Source organism: Corynebacterium amycolatum (genome assembly GCF_016889425.1).
Lineage (GTDB): Bacteria > Actinomycetota > Actinomycetes > Mycobacteriales > Mycobacteriaceae > Corynebacterium > Corynebacterium amycolatum.
Window position 1 is genome coordinate 644,183 of sequence record NZ_CP069513.1, and the last position, 19,238, is coordinate 663,420.

A 19,238-nucleotide genomic window follows, 5' to 3' on the forward strand; every position below is an offset into this window, starting at 1 on the left:
AGGAAAAGAGTTCTCCGTTGACCCCCATGAAGAGCAAATAGTGCCTAAGCTGGAATGTGAGCCTGTTGCAAATATTTCGACGCTAGGTCTAACTGGGCCCTAGCTCTTGGACTTAGAAGCATCTTGGTCTCAGAGGCACTGGCGCCGCAGCAGTATTAATCATTGATTGAAAATAAAAGGCGAAGCCTGTTGGCGATGCACTAATTAAGGAGAGTCATGAACCCCAACGCAATCTCGCTGGCTGTCAAGGGACTGAAGTCCGCTTACGACAGCTACTCCGATTACCGGGACAAGAAGGCTGCAGAGCTCTACGACACGATGCAGGAGGCTAAGAAGGTGGCAGCTGCACAGAACGAGGCTGCAAAGGACGCAGCATCCGATTGGGCAGAAGACGTTAAGGAAAAGGTTTCCGACGCTCGCGATCAGCTCGCTGAGCAGGCTGAAGAACTGACCGGCAAGGTTGAGAAGAAGTCCAAGGAGACCAAGAAGCAGGCGAAGAAGGCCGAGAAGGACGCTAAGCGCAAGGGCAAGAAGACTCGTTGCAAGGCTCGCTGCGAGGCTAAGAAGGCTGAAAAGAAGGCCAAGAAGGCTCGCAAGGACCTCGAGGTGCGTACCCAGAAGGCTATCGACAAGGTAACCGGTAAGGAAGAGCAGCGCGCCAAGAACGGCCGCATTGCAACCGCTTCCCTGGTCTTCGCTGTTGTTGCAGCAATCGTCGGTGTCATTGTCTGGAAGCTGCGCAAGGACGACAAGCTCCCGGTTGACCCAGCTCCGTACCAGCAGAAGGCCCAGGAAGTTAAGCACAAGGTCGAAGAGAAGGCCGCAGAGGTCAAGGAGACCGTTGAAGAGAAGGCTTCCGAGGCTAAGGAAAAGGCTGAAGAGGTAAAGGGCAAGGCAGCTGACAAGGCCGACGAGGCCAAGGGCAAGGCAGCTGAGGCCAAGGAGACCACTGAGGAGAAGGCCGCAGAGGCTTCCAAGCAGGCTCAAATCAAGGTCGACGAGGTCAAGACCGAGAAGAAGAACGCTGAGGACGCTAAGAAGATCTCTTCCAAGCCGTCCAAGCCGGCTCCGAAGCCGGGTCAGGCTCGCAAGAAGTAAATAGGCGGCTAGATAGCCAAAAGCCTTTTCTCGCCCGATTGTCCTGTGCAGTAGATGCGCAGACGGTCGGGCGTTTTGCTGTCTATATCTTCTTAGCTGTCGTGCGGTCTAATTCTTTGGCTCTTCAGCCTTTGTCGCCAAATCTCTTTTCGCTGAAGAAGAATATTCCCCAAATAATAAATCCGATGATTGGGAACAGTAACTGCACAAGTGTCCATGCAATTATTCGACTCGTCCTGCTTTTCCGGCGCACTTCAAAGATAATAACAATCCCCAAAAACCCGAGATAAATAATTGGGAAAAGCGTCCATATTAAATCGTAGTAGGTCGGAATTTCCACTATTACACCTGTCGGCATCCATTTTCGGCATTAACATCAGCTAAAACGTCGGTATGACCATTGGCATAACCAGTAAGTTTGATACAAGGATGCAAAGCCGGAAGTAGATGTACGAAGTCCACACCGTCTAGTAGCTTGAGGCCTATCTCTGAATAAGCTCGACCTGAAGTACCCGATGCACGAGCCCCGCTATTCAAAACGCCTTGGTATGTATATCCCGGGGTTGATGTCTCCCCACCTTGGTTAGTAATTCTAACACTGGTTACTTTATTTCCTGACGAGCACCACTCCATCGACAACCAGGAAGTAGCAACTACGAACCCATAGTTAGATTTCCAGTCTTGATGATGGTTAGCAGTCCTGCAGTTGCCACTACTGCGCGTTGCAGTGACAACTGGAGCCGAAACACTTTGCTCTACTGAGGACGGCGACATAGCACGCAAAAAGACCGCTTTATCTTTTTTAGACAACGCATTATACGTTTCTTGAGGATTCCCCGAATTCATTACCTCGTTTACCAGTACCGCCTCAGATCGACTTTCAGCAGAAGCAGTTCCCGTTGCTGTTCCGACAAAAGCTAGGGCAACGATTGCCGTTGCGAATAACCTTTTTTCATACTACACCTCAAGATTGCGGAATTCGGTCCTTGAATCAACACCGTTGTGCTTTCGATGTAACGGTCTCACGAAAGATTAAGAACATCAATGATTTCGCTGAAGTGTCCAATTGGTTACCTCTAAATGGAGGGATAATATTCAACACTGTGATTCGGTCCATCTGAACTGACAACAAGCACAATCTCAGTACCCGAAAGTGAATTTCCCAACCGATATTGTGTGCTTAAAAGCGCACTCCAGAATACTTCGCACTCAATACAATTTTGGCTGACCTGAACAATCGACATAAAACTAGACAGCATGGTCGACTTTGTGGCAGAACCATCTCAACGCGAACGAGGAACTGCTTCATTGAGCTCAAAGCTCGCATCAATGCCGGCATTCATAATGCCCACACGGTCTAGCAGGCTAAGTACACGACCACTAGAATCCGCGGGTTAAGTAGCAGAATGTGTGTCTGATTCTTGCGATTTCCGCAGATCAGACTATACAAATCGGGCTTGAATAAGGATTTAGTCCTTATTCGGGCCCGTTTCTCGTTCAATCCGCCGGAACGGCGCTTCAGTGTGGTAGCTGGATGCTGGTTAGCTTTGCCGGTGACACCAAACAGACCACGATGCCCCGTATGTACTGGGCAAATGAAGAAAAACGGCACCACCACAAAAGGAACGACTAGATGGCGGTGCCAGAACCCTGACTGTGGATCTTCCACCACCTACCGTCGGCCTGATCTGACTACAACCCGCGACTTCAAAGCGTTTCACCGATACGTGACCTCCACGAGGTCACTAACCGAGATCGCCTGCGATGCCGGAGTCAGCAGATGGACCCTCGACCGCCGATTCGAACCGTTATGGCTCATCGATGTTCCCAACACTCCAGACCCCAACAGGGTCTACGACCAGATCTTCATCGACGGCACCTACACCGACGCCGGCTGCCTGCTCGTAGCAGCAAGCCACGACCACGTCATCGCCTGGCACTGGGCCAAACGCGAGTCAGCCCACGCCTACACACAACTGCTGCGTGGTATCGCCGAACCGTTATGCGTCGTCCTCGACGGCGGCCAAGGCGCCTACTCAGCGATCAAAGCCTGCTGGCCCACGACCATGATCCAGCGCTACCTCGTCCACGCCCAACGCGTCATCCGTCGCTACACCACATCACGGCCCCGCACCGACGCTGGCAAAGCGATCTATGCCCTGGCTTTGAAACTGACTAAGATCACCACCTTGGACCAAGCACGCGACTGGACACTACGCCTGCACGACTTCGGAGTGGTCTACAAACGGTTCCTCAACGAAAAAACACCGCTGCCAAAACAACATCGCACACTCGATAAACAGTGGGAATGGCCCCACCTGCGAGTCCGTAAGGCATACAACTCGCTTTTGCACTTATCGCGCAACGACTGGCTGTTTGCCTATCTCCAACCCCCGCCAGAAGCACTCGAACCGGCCCAGTGGGCAGCAACCACAAACAGCCTAGAAGGCGGAGTCAACGCCGGGCTCAAACGCATCGCTGATGCCCACCGCAGCAGATCCGGGGAACGACAACGCAAGATGCTCGAGTGGTACCTGCACTCGAAAACGCAGCTGCCTGACGACCCACTCGAGATCGCCAGGCAGTGCAATTACGGACAAGATCAACTCGCCAAAGTTCCAGACCTTGTCCCAGAAGACCACAACACAGCCGACCAAGAAACAGGACGACCAGCCTTCTACGACAACGCTATCCCAACCGAATACCAACACAACATAGGAATCCGCAAAGGCCCCATGCAATAAAAAGGGCCGCCCGGCGACACGCCGAGCGGACACACTTTTTGCTACTTAACCCGAATCCGCGGCATTCCCAAAACGCAAAAAATCCCCCGGTCTTACGACCGGGGGATTTTGTTCCTTGTGGAGCTTAGGGGAATCGAACCCCTGACCTCCTGCTTGCAAAGCAGGTGCTCTACCAATTGAGCTAAAGCCCCGTACACCGAGCAATTATACCTTGTTCGGCAGTGGGCCTAGGAGGACTTGAACCTCCGACCCCTTCGTTATCAGCGAAGTGCTCTAACCGCCTGAGCTATAGGCCCCGTGGAACGAGATATAACTTAACCCGTAACCATCACACTTCACAAATCGCCTGTTCAGAGGCCTAAATATTGAGTTAAAAAGCAGTCATTAAGTAGTCATTATGGCTACTTCATAACCAGGTCACTGAAAATACCTCTGAACCAACGCGGCCCCGGAGCCACCGAACGGGGGTGACACCGGGGCCAGCGGGAGACTAGGCAGCCTAGCTGTCGTCGGCAAGCGAAATCTTGAGACCTCCGACGAGACCGCCGCACGCGTTGTAGATAACCGCGCCGAGGGCCATGAACCCAATCGACAGCACCCACCACAGCGCTCCTACAGCGGCCGCCAGGCCAAGGACAAGACCCGCGCTGATGGAATCCTCCCCGCCAATCATTTCACTAATCGGAGCGAGCAATCCCATCCCGGAGAGCAAGAGGTAGAGCAGGCCAACCGCGGCAAGCCAGACGAGGAAGCCAATGAAGCCAGTGGCCGCCGTAATGCGCATGGCGGACCAGGGACTCACCTTGTCGACTACCAAGTTAGTTTCGGCCATGCGCTTACTCCTTCTCCGCCTCCGAGTCACCGGACTCGGCGGCGCCGGTGCTCTTGGTGGCGCCGGTGCGCTTCGGGACTACGTCCAGGGTTCCGGCCTCAGAGACCTTGGAAGCGGTCTCCTCACCCTCATCCTCAACATTGCGGTCGATAGCCAGCAGTTCCACGCCATCAGCGAGGTTGACCAGGCGCACGCCCTTGGTGGCACGCGAGGTGGCGCGAATCTCGTTGACGTTGGTGCGGATGATGTCGCCGGCGGAGGTGACAGCGAAGATTTCGTCGTCGTTGTCGACCACCAGGGCGCCCATCAACGGTCCACGCTTCGGGTCGTACTTGAGCGTCAGCACGCCCATACCACCGCGGTTCTGCGGGGTGTACTCGCTGAGCTTGGTCTTCTTGCCGAAGCCGCCAGTCGTGGCGACCAGCAGGTTGTGCTCTTCCTCGACCACGACCATGCTGAGCAGCTTGTCGTCGCCCTTGAAGCGCATACCCTGAACACCAGCAGTGGCGCGCCCCATCGGGCGCAGTGCGTCGTCGGAGGCAGTGAAGCGAATGGCCTGGCCGCGCTCGGAGACGAGCAGCAGGTCATCGTCCGAAGAGCACAGACGAGCACCGATGAGGGAGTCGCCTTCGCGCAGGTTGATGGCAATTAGGCCAGCGGAACGAGCGGACTCGTAGTCCTCCAGGCGAGACTTCTTGACCTTGCCCTCGCTGGTGGCCAGCACCAGGTACGGGCTGTCCTGGTAGCTCTGAATCTGCAGCACCTCGGCGATACGCTCCTCCGGCTGGAACTCCAGCAGATTGGCGACATGCTGGCCGCGGGCAGCGCGAGTGGCCTCCGGCAGTTCGTAGGCCTTGAGGCGGTAGACGCGCCCCTTGTTGGTGAAGAACAGAATCCAGTCGTGCGTGGAGCAGACGAAGAAGTGGCGGACAATGTCGTCCTGCTTCAGATCCGCGCCGCGAACGCCCTTGCCACCACGGCGCTGGGCCTTGTAGGCATCGACCTTGGTGCGCTTGGCGTAGCCCGTGGAGGTAATGGTCACAACCACGTTTTCGCGGGCGATGAGGTCCTCTTCGGTGACGTCGCCCTCGGCGGCCACGATCTGGGTACGACGGTCATCGCCGTACTTCTCCACTACCTCGGTCAGTTCTTCCTTGACAATGGCGCGCTGGCGCTCCGGGCTGGCCAGGATGTCCTTCAGGTCGGCGATCTCGAGCTCGATCTCAGCCAACTCGTCGATAATCTTCTGGCGCTCCAGGGCAGCCAGGCGACGCAGCTGCATCGCCAGGATGGCGTCAGCCTGAATCTCGTCGATGTCGAGCAGACCCATCAGGCCCGTACGCGCGGTATCGACCGTGGCAGACCGGCGAATCAGGGCGATGACCTCGTCCAACATATCCAGGGCCTTGACCAGGCCGCGCAGGATATGGGCACGCTTTTCCTTCTCGTCCAGGCGGAACTGGGTCCGTCGAACAATGACCTCAATCTGGTGGGCGACGTACAGCGTCACCATCTGGTCAATACGCAGCGTACGCGGCACACCGTCAACGATGGCGAGCATGTTCGCGCCGAAGCTGGTCTGCAGCTGGGAGTGCTTGTACAGGTTGTTCAGCACCACACGCGGTACGGCATCGCGCTTGAGCTTGACGACGATGCGCATGCCCCACTTCAGATCGGATTCGTCATCAATCGAGGCAATGCCCTGCAGACGCCCGTCCTTGACCTGATCTGCAATGTTGGCAATCATGCGGTCCGGGTTGACCTGGTACGGCAGCTCAGTGATGACAATCGACTGACGAGTGCCCTCCTGCTCAATCGAGGTCACACCGCGCATGCGGATCGAGCCACGGCCGGTGGTGTAGGCCTCCTTGATGCCCTTATCGCCGACGATTTGGGCGGCAGTTGGGAAATCCGGGCCCTTGATGCGCTCCATGACCGCATCCAGCGTGGTCTTTTCATCCGCCTCCGGGTTGTCCAGGCACCAGTTAATGGCATCCGCGACCTCACGAAGGTTGTGCGGTGGGATGTTGGTGGCCATACCGACGGCAATACCGCCGGAACCGTTCATCAACAGCTGCGGGACACGCGACGGCAGAATCACAGGCTCTGTCGTACGACCGTCGTAATTCGGCTGGAAATCGACAGTGTTTTCGCGAATGTCGCGCACCATTTCCATGGCCAACGGCGTCAGACGGGCCTCGGTGTAACGCATAGCTGCGGGGCCGTCGTCACCGCGGGAGCCGAAGTTACCCTGACCGTCGACAAGCGGATAGCGCATGGACCACGGCTGCGCCATGCGCACCATGGTGTCGTAAATAGCGCTGTCGCCGTGCGGGTGGTAGTTACCCATCGTGTCCGAAACCGGCTTAGCGGACTTCACATAACCGCGCTCCGGGCGGTAGCCGTTGTCGAACATGGCGTAGAGAATGCGGCGGTGCACCGGCTTCAGACCGTCTCGGATCTCCGGCAGCGCACGGCCAACAATCACGCTCATGGCGTAGTCGATATAGCTCGACTGCATCTCTTCATTGATGTCGATCGGGCGAACCTGGTGGCCCAATACTCCACTTCCGAAGGATGAGCCGTCGTTGTTGTTATCGTCGCTCAATGACTGCTTCCTTTACTTAAAAGAGGTTCGCATCCATTCTACAGGGCTTTAGAACCCGTTTTACGACGCCGTGCGCAACTTTTCGATACCATTGTGGTATCAAATACTTGGTTTTCAAGCCTGATAGCGGAAACAAACCAGCGCAGTTAGGAAGCGCGGCTAGGTAGCAAGGAGCAAGTGCACGATGGCGATGACCTTAAGGCTCACGAAAGAACAGGACACCGCCCTGGCGCTGCTGGCGCAAATGGAGGGCGTATCCAAACACGAGGCCGTCATTCGCGCCATTGAATCTGCCGCCGCGAGAGCCCTTCAACAAGGCCAGGCCAGGGAAATCACCGCAAGTGTGATTGATACCGACATGGCGCTGCTGCGAAAGTTGAGCTCCCCGAGCCCCCGGGGAGCAGAGGAATGAGTGCGCCCCAAGTTCAGCCTCCCAGCGAGGCCGCAATCCTGGCGGCTACCGACGAACTGGTGGCCAAAGTGCCGGAATTGGCTGACGCTACGCTTGTGCGACCATGGGCAATCAGCGCCATTGCTGCCGCCAGCTCAGGTGTCATTGCTGGTCACCGCAGCTTTCCCACGGTTTCTGCGGCTGCACAAGCGGTCGCTTACGCAACGTTTCACGTGAAACCACTGAGTTTCGGAAACACCGCGCTGGGCGCACTACTTGCGCACATACTCCTCACCACTAATGGCGAAGAAGTGTCATTCACAGAGACATGGAAACTGGTCAAAAGCGGCATTTAGCCAAAGACGCGGCCTAGTCGATTTTCCGGGTGAACGGGCTCGTCGGAATGCGATTACCGGACTCCAGTCGACCCGTGTAATACGCCGTGGCCTCACCTTCAGTCAGCTCGACCTCGTACCAGCCATCACGGACATAATCAGCCGTTCGGTCCTGCCCGCCGACGAGAACACGTCCCGCCACGTGCTCCAAAGTGACCTCCGGCAACTCCTTCGCCGTCTTGCTGAACACACGCAGGAAGCGGTCCGGGCCGCACACGGTAAGTTCGCGGTCTAGAAGTCCAATTCGCAGCTCTAATGTGCCGAGCACGGTGTGGTGCTCTACCTTGTTACCACTGTAAACAGCGAAAACAGCCTCACGGGAACCGTCGTTGACCAGCACAAGGTTGCCGTCTTTAAGGTAGGCGTGAAGCCGGTACGGTGTTGGCAGCGCGGTCGCCTGCTCGGACTCCTGCACTGGATAGTCACCGGCCGGCTCCGCCTCCCAGCGCTTCACAAACTCCGGTGCTGGCCCCGGCTGCTCTGGAAGCTGCATTCCCGCCGATGCCGAGAAGTCCAGCGTGGATACCAAATCACCACAGACTCGACGACGCCAATCAGTGATGTTTCCACAGTTCACGCCAGTGACCTGCTCCAGAAAGCGAATCACCGAAGTGTGATCGAAGACCTCCGAAGAAACCAGACCACCCACCGACCATGGTGAAATGACAGTCATCGGGACGCGGAAACCGAGCCCCTTCGGCTTGCCCAGGTACCACTCCCCCGGCTCATTCTTTGGCGGCAGCGGCGGCACCACATGATCGAAGTAACCATCAAACTCGTCAAAGTTAATCAGGAAAACTGTCTTGGCCCACACTTCCGGATTGGAGGCCAACGCATCCAACAGACGATAGGTGATATTCGCCGACTGAATTGGCGAGGACGCTCCCGGATGCTCACTTTCCGCGGCCGAAGGCACAATCCAGGACACCTTTGGCAGCTTCCCGGATTCAACATCCCGTCGGAAAGCGTCGGCTAGCGTGCCCGGCTGGCGGCGGTGCAGCGCGCGATCATAGAGATCCCGTTCCGCGTCAGGCAGCTTCTCCACAGCGGCATTCAGGCGATTGACCATCTCCTGTTGCTCTGTAGTTGGCGACATCCCATCGCCGAGTGCAGTAAGCAGCTCATAAAAACCGGTTAAATCGAGTCCCGGCAGTCCGGCCTCACGAATGACCTTGCGGCCAATATTTCGAAACGCGGCGAAGAAATCCAAATTGTTGTCCGTGTAGTTATCCCACTCCTGGTAGACGCGCCACGGCACCCCTGCCTCCGTGAGCTCCTCGGCATAAGTGCGCCACTTATACCCCGGGTGCGTCGGCTCGTACGCCGCATTGCCAACCGCTCCAGTCCCCCACGGTTCCTTTCGGGTGTCACCCGAAAACAGGTAGTTGCGGTTCGGGCTTGTCGACGTAGGCATCGAGGAAAAGTAACCATCGCAGATGGTGAACGTCTCTGCGAGAGCGAATTGGAACGCAATGTCCTGGCGGTCATAGCAGGCCATCGTGCCCTTACCCTTGGCCTCGATCCAGCCGTTACAGCGGCCGCCGTTTAGTGCAACCTGCCCGTCTTCCCAACCGTGCGGCAGACTTGCGATGTACTCCACCGAGAGATCACCGCGATTAGCGGCGTTGCGGATTAGATATGGACTGACCCCACTCTGGTTGAAGACACCCGGTAAAGCGGAGTTGTCTTTGTACCCTCGCACACCTCGGAGCGTGCCGAAGTAGTGATCAAAAGAGCGGTTTTCCTGCATCAACACGACTACGTGCTCAATTTGATCAAGAGAGCCAGCCGGTCGGGGCTGCGCGAGCGCGTGGCGCAGTGATGGTGGCAGCAGCGTGCTCGCAGCGGTGACGGCACCGACTCCTGCGGCGGTCTGCAGGAAGTGCCGACGGGAAAATTCAGATATTTTTTTAGGTGATGTTGCCATAAGTATCTACGTTAAGAAGCGCAGATTACAGGTTGGAAAATTGCGGTTTAAATTTCCTCAATGAACCGCTCGAAGCGGTCAACCACAGCCTGCGGCTCACGCGCCCATCGGTTATGTCCCAGGCGCTGCTCAATGAACTCGTACTTCGCCGAATTCGGCAACATCCGCGCCAATGCCTGCGCCGACTCCGCCGGGCAGTCACGGTCACCGCCACAGTTCAGCAGCAGCGCCGGGGTGGTCACCTTAGGCATCTCAGCGGCATAGTCGATGTCCGCACCGCGCGGTCGCAGGAGACCCGTGCGCGAGAATCGCGCCCACTCCACCACATGGTTACGGGCCTGTCGGCCGTAGCCGGCCACATCAAACCTGCCCGCTGGCCAATAACCCAGAATCTGGGACACTACCTGCATAAACGGTGCGCCGTAGCGAAGCCGCTTGTACTCGTTGCCAGTAAAACACTTGTAGTGCGGGGTACCGGAGCCAACCATCACAACACCAGCCACGTCCGCTTCCGGTCGGGCCAGATACAGCGAGGCAATCTGACCGCCCATGGAATGACACAGCAAGTAAACGGGTAACTTCTCCCCTGTGCTCTCCCCTGCCGCGAGGTGGTCAAACTCCTTGCGGGCCCGCGCCACGGCCAACGGGTAATCCACCGAGGCAAGATCCTGGTAGCCCCAGTTGTGACGGCGGGTGGCTACCGCCGTCTGGTTACCCTGGCCGCGTAACTCCGAGGTCAGGACGCAAAACCCTCGGCGCTGCAACTCTTGGGCAATTGGCCGGTAATAGCGAGCCCCCATGCCAAAACCCGGCCAAATAACGACAATGCCCCGAGGCGTACCTTCGGGAGTCCGAAGCGCCATCGGGGTCACGGAGCCATCGGGCAATGTCTCCTGCACAATACGTGGCTCGACTGGCGGTTCCCCGTTGACCATGCTTCCTCGAGTATCTTCCATTTCATAAACATTAATGGCTGAACTGAGGTTTTGTCAGGGGAACCGACAAGCCGATAACTAGACTAGGTATCGGCTTAGACGTCGAGGAAGCGAACGTCCTTCGCATTACGGGTAATGAACGAACGTCGTGAAGCGACGTCATCGCCCATCAGAATGGTGAACAGTTCATCGGCCTTCTGTGCGTCCTCGAGGGCGACCTTACGCAGCACGCGGTGATCCGGATCCATGGTGGTATCCCACAGCTCGGCGGCGTTCATCTCACCGAGACCCTTGTAGCGCTGGACACCATCGTCCTTGTTGATCTTGCGGTTGGCGGCCAGCCCCTCTTCCAGCAGCTGATCGCGCTCAGCATCTGAGTAGGCGTAGCCCGGCTCGCCCTTGGCCCACTTGAGCTTGTACAGCGGTGGCTGAGCGAGGTAGACGTGCCCTTCATCAATCAGCGGACGCATCAGGCGGAACAGCAGCGTCAGTAGCAGCGTGGCAATGTGCTGACCATCGACGTCGGCATCGGCCATCAGCACAATCTTGTGGTAGCGCAGCTTTTCGATATCGAACTCGTCGTGAATACCGGTGCCCAGCGCCGTAATAATGGCCTGGACCTCGTTATTCTTCAGCGTCTTATCCAGGCGCGCCTTCTCGACGTTCAAAATCTTACCGCGCAGCGGCAAAATGGCCTGGAACAGCGAGTTTCGGCCTGCCTTTGCAGAACCACCTGCGGAGTCACCCTCCACGATGAACAGCTCGGACTGCTTCGGGTCCTTCGAACGGCAGTCCGCCAACTTACCCGGAAGACCGCCAAGATCGGTCGCGGACTTACGACGCACCAGGTCGCGGGCCTTACGAGCCGCCTGACGGGCATGCGCCGAAGCAATGGCCTTGTTAACAATGGCCTTAGCCTCAGCCGGATTGGCCTCCAGCCAGTGACCGATGTGCTCATTGGTCATGCGCTGGACGAAAGAACGCACCTCGGTGTTACCCAGCTTCGTCTTTGTCTGGCCCTCGAACTGTGGATCGGCGACCTTCACCGAAATCACGGCAGCGAGGCCTTCACGACAGTCCTCACCAGAGAGGTTGTTTTCCTTCTCCTTCAACAGTCGGTGCTCACGCGCATAGCGGTTCATCAGCGATGTCAACGCAGAACGGAAGCCCTCTTCGTGCGTGCCACCCTCAATGGTGTTAATGGTGTTGGCGAAGGTGTGCACCGACTCGGAGTAACCCGAGTTCCACTGCATGGCAATCTCGACCTCGTGGCCATCACCTGCAGCATCGAAGGAAATGATGGTCGGGTGGATGATGTTCTTCGACTTGTTCAAAGTCTCGACATAATCCCGCAGACCATTCGGGTAGTGGAAGACCTTGCGGCGCTCCTTCGGCTTGGTGGTCTTCTCTGCCTGCTCCTTCTGCTCTTCAGCCGCATCCTTGGCGATCTCAGCGGATTCGGTCTCCGCCTGCTCCGCCAGAGCCTCAGCCTCGAGCTCCTCCTCGGAGACACGCTTGTCCACCAACGTGATGGTCAGACCCTTGTTCAAAAACGCCATCTCGCGCAGGCGGCGAGAAATGGTGTCGAACTTGAAATCGGTGGTCTCAAAAATCTCCGGGTCCGGCCAGAAACGCTGCGTGGTACCCGAACCACGAGTCTTTTTACCGCGGACAATTTCTTCCGGAACTGCCTGGTCGAAGTTCTGGTACCAGGTGTAGCCATCGCGGATGACCTCGGTTTCCATACGCGTCGACAGCGCGTTAACCACCGAAATACCCACACCGTGCAGACCACCGGAAACAGCGTAGGACTCGGAGTCAAACTTGCCGCCGGCGTGCAGCTGAGTCATAACCACCTGCACCGTCGGCATGCCCGACGGGTGCATTTCGACAGGAATACCACGGCCGTTATCGCGGACCTGAACGCCGCCGTCTTCCAGCAGAGTGACCTCAACATCGGTGGCATAACCCGCCATCGCCTCGTCGACGGAGTTGTCTACAACCTCCCACACCAGGTGGTGCAAGCCACGCTCACCAGTCGAGCCAATGTACATACCCGGCCGCTTACGCACGGCCTCGAGGCCCTCGAGGATGGTAATCGATGAGGCGTCATATTGATGTTCGGTAGCAGCCACGATTCGGCGCGTCTCCTATTCTTGGTTCTCTCCCCGCGCAACATTCGTCAGCGCGCGAAAAATAGGCCAGCGGTCAAGCGCTATCGGCGCCAGCCAGAACTACATAGGACTACTAGATAGGTCTGGCTAGTTTGGATGCCGATAACGTCTCAAGAACCGCCTGCCGGTATTCTCCTGCCCATCTTACCCCAACGTAGTCCCCTACTGTGGATATAGCCGATGCGCTCAAAGGACCAAATTTCGCAGTTTTACGCATACCGATGCCTATTCGTAGACCGTTTACCGACCTTTACCCGTAAGTATCACGCGGTCCTCGGCCCTCGATGTGCAATTTGCCCTTGCGCCAATTCGGCGCTTTCGGCCCCAGCACCTTAATTTCTTCAACCACCCCATCCCCGACGCGTTCCGCGATGGACTTCAAAACCTGTCGCTGTGCTAGCCGCAGCTGTGTTGCCCATGCTGTCGATTGGCACTCGACCACCAAAGTGCCGTCCTTGAACTCCTTGACCTCGGAGTGTTCCGCGACAACTTTGCCGACCATCGAATCCCACTCCGTCATGATCACACCGTGGGCAATATGGATCTGCCAACCGCGATCAACTACTGCCTTATTCAGCACCGCACCAATCGGCGCAGGTCGACGGTCATATTTCCGGTACAGCCGAATCCCCGCCTCCTTCAACAGGCTCGGCGAAATTACCGTACCGGCACGATCTCGCACCACTGCTTGCGCTGCCCGCTGCTTATCGACGTCCGCAACAATCCCCTTCGCGGCCTTCACAGGCACACGGCTATCGAGGCCAGACCACGAGCCCTTCTTCTTCGGTGGCCGCTGGAGATTCGGTAACTTGTGACCGCCCTCTTTAGCGGCATCGCGCATGCGGAAGAAAGCGTCGCTGATCAGGTCGTTTTCCTCTTCCGGTGAGTTATCCGACTCCATGTTCTCGACCATACCCGTCACTCTTCCGCGACTGGTTTTTCATCCAGAAGCGAGATTCGCCCCTGCTCAGTCTGTGCCACCGTCACCGTGTGATGAGTCACCGAAGAATCCTCGACCAATGCCTGAGGTAACTCCTCTCCCACCGCCGAGGTGATTAACACCTGCTCAGCCTGCTGCGCGATTTCCATGAGAGCTTCCCGACGATGCCGGTCAAGCTCCGCAAACACGTCGTCAAGCACCAAAACCGGGTCGGGACCATCGGCACGGAGCAAAAAGTACGCGCCGAGACGTAGCGCGAGTGCAAAAGACCAGGTCTCGCCGTGGCTAGCAAAGCCCTTGGCGGGGTCATTGCCGAGAATGAGGTCGAGATCATCGCGATGCGGACCAACGAGACAGGAACCGCGCTCAATCTCCGCGGTGCGGCGCTCCGCCATCTTCGTCAGCAGCAATGCCTCCAGCAGCTCCGGTTCGCTGGGCAATGGCCCGCCATCCAGGCTGTCGACCTTCGGCGCATAGGCAATCGTGGCTGGGCGCGAGTGCGGGGCAAGCGTGGCATAGGCCTCGCTGACATGTTCGGAAAGCTCGGCAATCAAATCTATGCGCGCAGCCATTAACGCCGCTCCCACCTGCGCCAATTGCGCATCCCAGGTATCCAGCGTGCTCAGTGCGGCCTGCCCCTCCGAAGAAGAATAGCCACGGCGCAGCGTCGAGCCCGCCGACTTCAGCAGCGCATTCTTCTGACGCAAAATCTTGTCATATTGAATGCGGATACCGGCGGACAGTGGCCGTCGTAAAGCGAGCAAATCGTCGATGTAGCGGCGGCGGGAAGCGGGCTCGCCCTTAACCAGCGTGAGATCCTCGGGCGAGAAAAAGACCGACTTGACGATCCCCAGCAGCTCCCGCGGGGACTTCAGCCTCGTGCGATTAATCTGCGCCTGATTCGCGCGATGCGGATTAATGAGCAGATGCGCAGTCAGCTCGCGGCCATCATTGACCGCCGTCGCCGAAATGCGTGCCAACGGGGTCCCCGAACGAACCAGCGGAGCATCCATAGAAACTCGATGCGAACCGAGCGTGGAGAGATACCCAACGGCCTCGACGATATTGGTCTTGCCGTAGCCATTTTGACCGGTAAATACGGTAATTCCAGGCGTGAACTCGACTTCCAACCCCGGCCAGGAGCGGAAGTCCCGCAAGGACAAATACCGAATGTGCATAGCCGCAGACTAGCCCGGCAGGCGCACAGGCATCAGCAGGTAAGTGAAGTCGGTCTCCGGCGTTGGGTAGAAGCCGTCCTCACCGAGCTCCGGAATGGCTTCCGGCTCCGGAATGAGAATCGCAGGACGCGACGGCTGCGTAAAGCCCAGCAAAACACGATGGGAGCGAACAGCGCTGAGCCCCTCGAGCAGGTACTGCGGGTTGAAGGCAATCAGAAGTGGTTCACCATAGAAGTTGCAGGCCACAGTCTCTTCTGCGTGACCAACCTCGTCTCCATGAGCGGAAAGGACAACCTGACCGTCGGAGAAGTCCATGCGAATCTGCGCACCGTGATCCGCCATCAGAGACACACGACGGATAGCATCCTGCAGCTGGTCAACACGGGCAACAGCCATGGAGGAATGCTGCTTCGGCAGTAGCGGGCGGAACTTCGGGAACTCGGCGTCCAGCAGTCGCGTGGTAGTGCGACGAGGATCGGCGAGGATAGCCAGCAGGCCTTCGGAGCCGACCTCACGATCATCGGATCCGTCGCCGAATGCCAAGGTCACTGGCTCGCTAGAAGTGGTATCGAGAGTGCGGGCGGTCTCCGCGAAGGTCTTGGCCGGGATGAGCAGCTTGGTCTCACCCTCCGGAACCTGCTCCCACTCGAAACTGCGAACCGCCAGGCGGAAACGGTCGGTGGCAGCGAGAGTGACCTCGTTACCTTCGGTTTCCATCCGGATGCCGGTCAGCATCGGCAGCGACTCATCCTTGCCGGCAGCGACAGCGACCTGACCAATAGCCTCGGCCAGCAGAGCGGCATCGACAGTGCCGGTAGCAGCCGGAGCTTCCGGTAGCTGCGGGTAATCCTCCAAGGTCAGACTTGGCAGCTCGAAGCGGGAAGAACCACAGCGAACGATGACCTTCGTGCCATCAAAGTGCATCTCTACCTGCTTATTCGGCAGCTTAGAAACAATGTCAGAAACCAACTTGCCATTGACGGCGAAGCGACCGGGCTCATCGACCTCTGCGCTAATACGAATCTGAGTGGAGACCTCGTAGTCATAGCCAGCGAGCTGCAGACCATTGTCATCCGCGAGAAAAATCATGCCACGCAGAATCGGCTGAGTCGGGCGTGCAGGCAGGTTACGAGCAACCCAGCTCACCGCACCCGCGAGATCGTCCTTAGCCGCGCGAATACGGACTTCGGTCTGCTCCATCGTTCCTCCACCGGTATTGGATGTCTGTTTTTAGCCGTTTATTAGCCGTCTTTTGTGTTGTCAGCGTGCTATGTCAGCACACATGACTGGAGTTACAAAGATTCCATCGTACAACTCTACTGCAGACTGCCAAAGACCTCACTGGGATTCTTGTAGTCCGTCTAGTGCTTAATCGTAGTTCTTACTCGTTCTTGGCATTTTTAAAGTTGTGCGCCAGAAGTTGCTTGCCCGGGGTTGTGCGCAGGCCCCCTTTTATCTAGAAGTTTCTAGAGATTTTTAAAGTCGGGAGTAGTAATAGGGGGTGTGCACATTGTGAAATTACATGATTCCCGCTGGTCTTCACTGGTTTCGCGCTGTGGATAACCAGTGCGCCTAACTGTGGATAACTTGGGGTGTCTGTGGATAGTGTTCGGACTTCATCTTTCATCCACAAAATTTACGAGTTGTCCACAGCTCTGTGCACGGAAAAACCGCAGTTAATAACAAGAATTCCGCACGCCGAACCCAAGGTTTTTAAGCCGTTCCACGAGCTCGATCTCGAATGCGTGTGGTCAGGTCGTTGACCTGGTCCTTTGAGGGCTTCTTCTCCTGAATTTCCTTAACAATCTTGCGTTCAGCGTGCAAAACCGTCGAATGGTCACGATTTCCGAACTCCCGGCCAATCGACGGCAACGAAAGCTCGGTGAAGGACCTCGTCAGGTACATCGCAATCTGGCGTGCATGAGCGACCGGGCGAGTCTTACCCGGGCCCACTAAATCTGCAACCGTTAGGTCGAAGTACTCAGCCGTGGTGGAGATGATGATCTCCGGAGTAATCTGCACCTCGATTTCGTCGGCACCGAGGATCTCCTGTGCAAACTTCAAGGTCACAGGCTCATGAATCATGGATGCATGAGCGCTAATCTGCAGTAGACGCCCCTCGAGCTCACGAATAGAAGACGAGGTGTTCTCCGCGATGTACTGGAGTACATCATGCGGAACGACCAGATCAGATAGCTGTGCCTTCTTCGACAGAATTGCGATTCGCGTCTCCAAGTCCGGGTATTGCAGATCCGGATTGAGCCCCCACTGGAAGCGGGTACGAAGGCGATCCTCCAGAGTCTTAAGCTCCCGCGGTGGGCGGTCCGACGACAGCACAATCTGGTGATTGGACTGGTGCAGGGCATTGAACGTATGGAAGAACTCTTCCTGTGTACCTTCCTTGCCCTCCAAGAATTGGATGTCATCGATGATGAGCATGTCCAAATCGCGGTAGCGACGCTTGAAGGATTCTTGGGCGTCGTCACGCACGGAATTAATGAAGTCGTTGGTGAACTCTTCCGAGGAAACGTAACGAACCCGCAGGTTAGGGTACAAATGCTTGGCGTAGTGACCAATGCCGTGGAGCAGGTGCGTCTTGCCAAGACCCGAACCGCCGGAGATAAACAGCGGGTTGTAGGTGCGCCCCGGAGACTCCGCAACAGCGACGGCGGCTGCAGCGGCGAACTTATTCTGCGGACCAATAACGAAGGTCTCGAAGGTGTAGTTCGGGTTGAGGGTTGGCTCCTCGAAAGGCATGCTCATCTCGGTTGGAGTGCCGTGGCTCTCGGAGCGGAAAGGACTTGTGACCTGGCGCTGATCAGCAATAGTCATCGGATTCTCGGCAGATGAGTGCGAAAGCCCCTGCGCCATTGAATCCACGGCGTCCATCGATCGGTGCTGTGACTGGGCACTTTGCTGATTATGGACATTTGGCTGATGCGTCTGCGGCACTTGTGGCATCTGTGTCGATCCCTGGTGCTGCTCGTGGAGATTGAAGTCGTTCGTATCTGCACTGGGGAACGGGTAGTTACGGCCAGACTGCTGCTGGTGTTGCTGGTTTGGCTGTTGACGCTGAGCCTGCTGCGGACGCGAAGCTGCAGATGGGGTCTGTCTCGAGTGCTGTGCAGATGGTTGAGTGGCCTCTGCTGCCTGGCTATCTTCAGCGTCGTCAGCAGGATCAGCAACGGTGATGACCGTTTCCAACTCCTCGCCGGTCAGCGAAGCTAAGACGGCCTCGATAATGCCCTTGAGCTCTTCTTTTACCAGCGCCTGCACCACTGGCGATTGAGTGCTGAGCAGGAAAAAACCTGGAAAGTCACCAGTGTGCGTCACTGACCGCAGCAGTGCCTTGTGTGGCGAGCGTAGTGGTGCAATACCCAACTCCGGCGCACCTTCTGGTGAAGTCAGGATAGAAACGACCTGCTCCCAGAGTCCACCTGGCAATTCTGGTTGTTCGCTCACTGTGTGAATGTCCTTTTACATGTTTACGTTCATCAAATTTATCGAGGCGACCTGTTTTTGTGGAGTGTTTTCGGCATGGCGAGAGTGCCATATCTGCCCATTTGGGGGCTATTTCTTGTAATTCGCCCTGTGGGGTGTTTCTACACAAGGTGCTATACGCCCCGAGCAGGACTTCCACATGTTTGTCCACACCTGTGGATAAACATCGTCGCTAATTGACTAACAGTTTATCCACAGTTTGCCCACAATGAAAAATAGCCCCCTAGTCTGCGTTTACCTAGGTAAACACGTTATTTTCCCTGCTCGCTGTGATTCATGGTGTGGAAGTTATCCACAGCTGATTGGATAAACACCCTGTGGATTGCGGTGCATAGGTCAGTATTTCCACAGGTCAACATTGGTACCGTTGGAAAACTTGGAAAATGATTCTCCAGGTAAATCCGGCGTGTTGATTTGAATTTCTCGCTCGATTCGACGTAACCTATCTGGGTGTTTCATATCCATTGAGATATGAGTCCGAGCTCGTGCTTGGACCCGACAGAACGCTTGTAGCT

At 56.7% G+C, this 19,238-nt stretch carries 14 protein-coding genes and 2 tRNA genes; 4 read left to right on the plus strand and 12 right to left on the minus strand.

Translation table 11 applies throughout. The annotated features are described in order from the left end of the window. Positions 1 to 216 precede the first annotated feature (216 nt). On the plus strand, positions 217 to 1,098 hold the full coding sequence (locus tag I6J19_RS02900) for a hypothetical protein (protein ID WP_187402524.1): 882 nt from the start codon (positions 217 to 219) through the stop codon (positions 1,096 to 1,098). A gap of 124 nt (positions 1,099 to 1,222) precedes the next feature. Here I6J19_RS02900 and I6J19_RS11025 read toward each other — a convergent pair whose 3' ends face one another. Then, on the minus strand, positions 1,223 to 1,456 hold the full coding sequence (locus tag I6J19_RS11025) for a PLDc N-terminal domain-containing protein (RefSeq protein ID WP_038627117.1): 234 nt from the start codon (positions 1,454 to 1,456) through the stop codon (positions 1,223 to 1,225). A 1,195-nt stretch (positions 1,457 to 2,651) separates the two neighbouring features. Between I6J19_RS11025 and I6J19_RS02910 the strand changes: the two genes are divergently transcribed. Next, a complete protein-coding gene (locus tag I6J19_RS02910) occupies positions 2,652 to 3,842 on the plus strand; it encodes an IS1249 family transposase (protein ID WP_187402530.1) in 1,191 nt (396 codons plus the stop codon). 118 nt (positions 3,843 to 3,960) lie between these two features. Here the strand turns inward: I6J19_RS02910 and I6J19_RS02915 are convergent. The 4 genes from I6J19_RS02915 to gyrA all read right to left on the minus strand — a co-directional run bounded on the left by I6J19_RS02915 (position 3,961) and on the right by gyrA (position 7,195). Next, positions 3,961 to 4,033 (minus strand) — tRNA-Ala (locus I6J19_RS02915). 31 nt (positions 4,034 to 4,064) lie between these two features. After that, positions 4,065 to 4,138, minus strand: a tRNA-Ile gene (locus I6J19_RS02920). A gap of 203 nt (positions 4,139 to 4,341) precedes the next feature. Further along, positions 4,342 to 4,674 carry a DUF3566 domain-containing protein gene (locus tag I6J19_RS02925; protein WP_038627114.1) on the minus strand — a complete coding sequence of 111 codons (333 nt, stop codon included), beginning with the start codon at positions 4,672 to 4,674 and terminating at the stop codon, positions 4,342 to 4,344. A gap of 4 nt (positions 4,675 to 4,678) precedes the next feature. After that, positions 4,679 to 7,195: a DNA gyrase subunit A gene (gene gyrA / locus I6J19_RS02930; protein WP_235191283.1), complete on the minus strand. Its 2,517-nt coding sequence runs from the start codon at positions 7,193 to 7,195 to the stop codon at positions 4,679 to 4,681. Positions 7,196 to 7,466: 271 nt separating this feature from the next. Here gyrA and I6J19_RS02935 point away from each other — a divergent pair, with 271 nt between their 5' ends. Together I6J19_RS02935 and I6J19_RS02940 are read left to right on the plus strand one after the other, a co-directional pair. Continuing rightward, positions 7,467 to 7,694: a CopG family transcriptional regulator gene (locus I6J19_RS02935; protein WP_038627110.1), complete on the plus strand. Its 228-nt coding sequence runs from the start codon at positions 7,467 to 7,469 to the stop codon at positions 7,692 to 7,694. Next, on the plus strand, positions 7,691 to 8,029 hold the full coding sequence (locus tag I6J19_RS02940; protein WP_038627108.1) for a hypothetical protein: 339 nt from the start codon (positions 7,691 to 7,693) through the stop codon (positions 8,027 to 8,029). Before I6J19_RS02935 ends, I6J19_RS02940 begins: the two co-directional genes overlap by 4 nt. A gap of 13 nt (positions 8,030 to 8,042) precedes the next feature. On the opposite strand, the gene I6J19_RS02945 is transcribed toward I6J19_RS02940, so the two are convergent. From I6J19_RS02945 to dnaA, 7 genes are all read right to left on the minus strand, one after another. Next, on the minus strand, positions 8,043 to 9,995 hold the full coding sequence (locus I6J19_RS02945; protein ID WP_038627106.1) for an alkaline phosphatase family protein: 1,953 nt from the start codon (positions 9,993 to 9,995) through the stop codon (positions 8,043 to 8,045). 47 nt (positions 9,996 to 10,042) lie between these two features. Continuing rightward, positions 10,043 to 10,951, minus strand: a complete 909-nt coding sequence (locus I6J19_RS02950) for an alpha/beta fold hydrolase (protein WP_370643300.1) — start codon at positions 10,949 to 10,951, stop codon at positions 10,043 to 10,045. A gap of 74 nt (positions 10,952 to 11,025) precedes the next feature. Further along, complete coding sequence (gene gyrB / locus I6J19_RS02955) at positions 11,026 to 13,065, minus strand: DNA topoisomerase (ATP-hydrolyzing) subunit B (RefSeq protein WP_038627102.1); 2,040 nt, start codon at positions 13,063 to 13,065, stop codon at positions 11,026 to 11,028. A gap of 289 nt (positions 13,066 to 13,354) precedes the next feature. Further along, the gene (locus I6J19_RS02960) at positions 13,355 to 14,017 is read right to left on the minus strand and encodes a DciA family protein (RefSeq protein ID WP_038627100.1); all 663 of its coding nucleotides are present in this window, start codon (positions 14,015 to 14,017) and stop codon (positions 13,355 to 13,357) included. A gap of 5 nt (positions 14,018 to 14,022) precedes the next feature. Next, positions 14,023 to 15,222, minus strand: coding sequence for a DNA replication/repair protein RecF (recF, locus tag I6J19_RS02965; protein WP_038627098.1), 1,200 nt, complete (start codon positions 15,220 to 15,222; stop codon positions 14,023 to 14,025). Between the two features lie 9 nt (positions 15,223 to 15,231). Beyond that, on the minus strand, positions 15,232 to 16,422 hold the full coding sequence (dnaN, locus tag I6J19_RS02970) for a DNA polymerase III subunit beta (protein ID WP_005511615.1): 1,191 nt from the start codon (positions 16,420 to 16,422) through the stop codon (positions 15,232 to 15,234). 513 nt (positions 16,423 to 16,935) lie between these two features. After that, entirely contained in the window at positions 16,936 to 18,684 is a 1,749-nt protein-coding gene (gene dnaA, locus I6J19_RS02975; protein WP_038627095.1) for a chromosomal replication initiator protein DnaA, read from the minus strand. Positions 18,685 to 19,238: the final 554 nt, after the last annotated feature.

Bases quoted from the DNA above. Each gene is read 5' to 3' on its own strand.
- I6J19_RS02940 (WP_038627108.1), top strand. From the start codon at position 7,691: ATGAGTGCGCCCCAAGTTCAGCCTCCCAGCGAGGCCGCAATCCTGGCG.
- I6J19_RS02925 (WP_038627114.1), bottom strand. From the start codon at position 4,674: ATGGCCGAAACTAACTTGGTAGTCGACAAGGTGAGTCCCTGGTCCGCC.
- I6J19_RS02945 (WP_038627106.1), bottom strand. From the start codon at position 9,995: ATGGCAACATCACCTAAAAAAATATCTGAATTTTCCCGTCGGCACTTC.
- I6J19_RS11025 (WP_038627117.1), bottom strand. From the start codon at position 1,456: ATGCCGACAGGTGTAATAGTGGAAATTCCGACCTACTACGATTTAATA.
- gyrA (WP_235191283.1), bottom strand. From the start codon at position 7,195: ATGCAGTCGAGCTATATCGACTACGCCATGAGCGTGATTGTTGGCCGT.
- I6J19_RS02960 (WP_038627100.1), bottom strand. From the start codon at position 14,017: ATGGTCGAGAACATGGAGTCGGATAACTCACCGGAAGAGGAAAACGAC.
- I6J19_RS02950 (WP_370643300.1), bottom strand. From the start codon at position 10,951: ATGGAAGATACTCGAGGAAGCATGGTCAACGGGGAACCGCCAGTCGAG.
- I6J19_RS02900 (WP_187402524.1), top strand. From the start codon at position 217: ATGAACCCCAACGCAATCTCGCTGGCTGTCAAGGGACTGAAGTCCGCT.
- I6J19_RS02935 (WP_038627110.1), top strand. From the start codon at position 7,467: ATGGCGATGACCTTAAGGCTCACGAAAGAACAGGACACCGCCCTGGCG.
- dnaN (WP_005511615.1), bottom strand. From the start codon at position 16,422: ATGGAGCAGACCGAAGTCCGTATTCGCGCGGCTAAGGACGATCTCGCG.
- recF (WP_038627098.1), bottom strand. From the start codon at position 15,222: ATGCACATTCGGTATTTGTCCTTGCGGGACTTCCGCTCCTGGCCGGGG.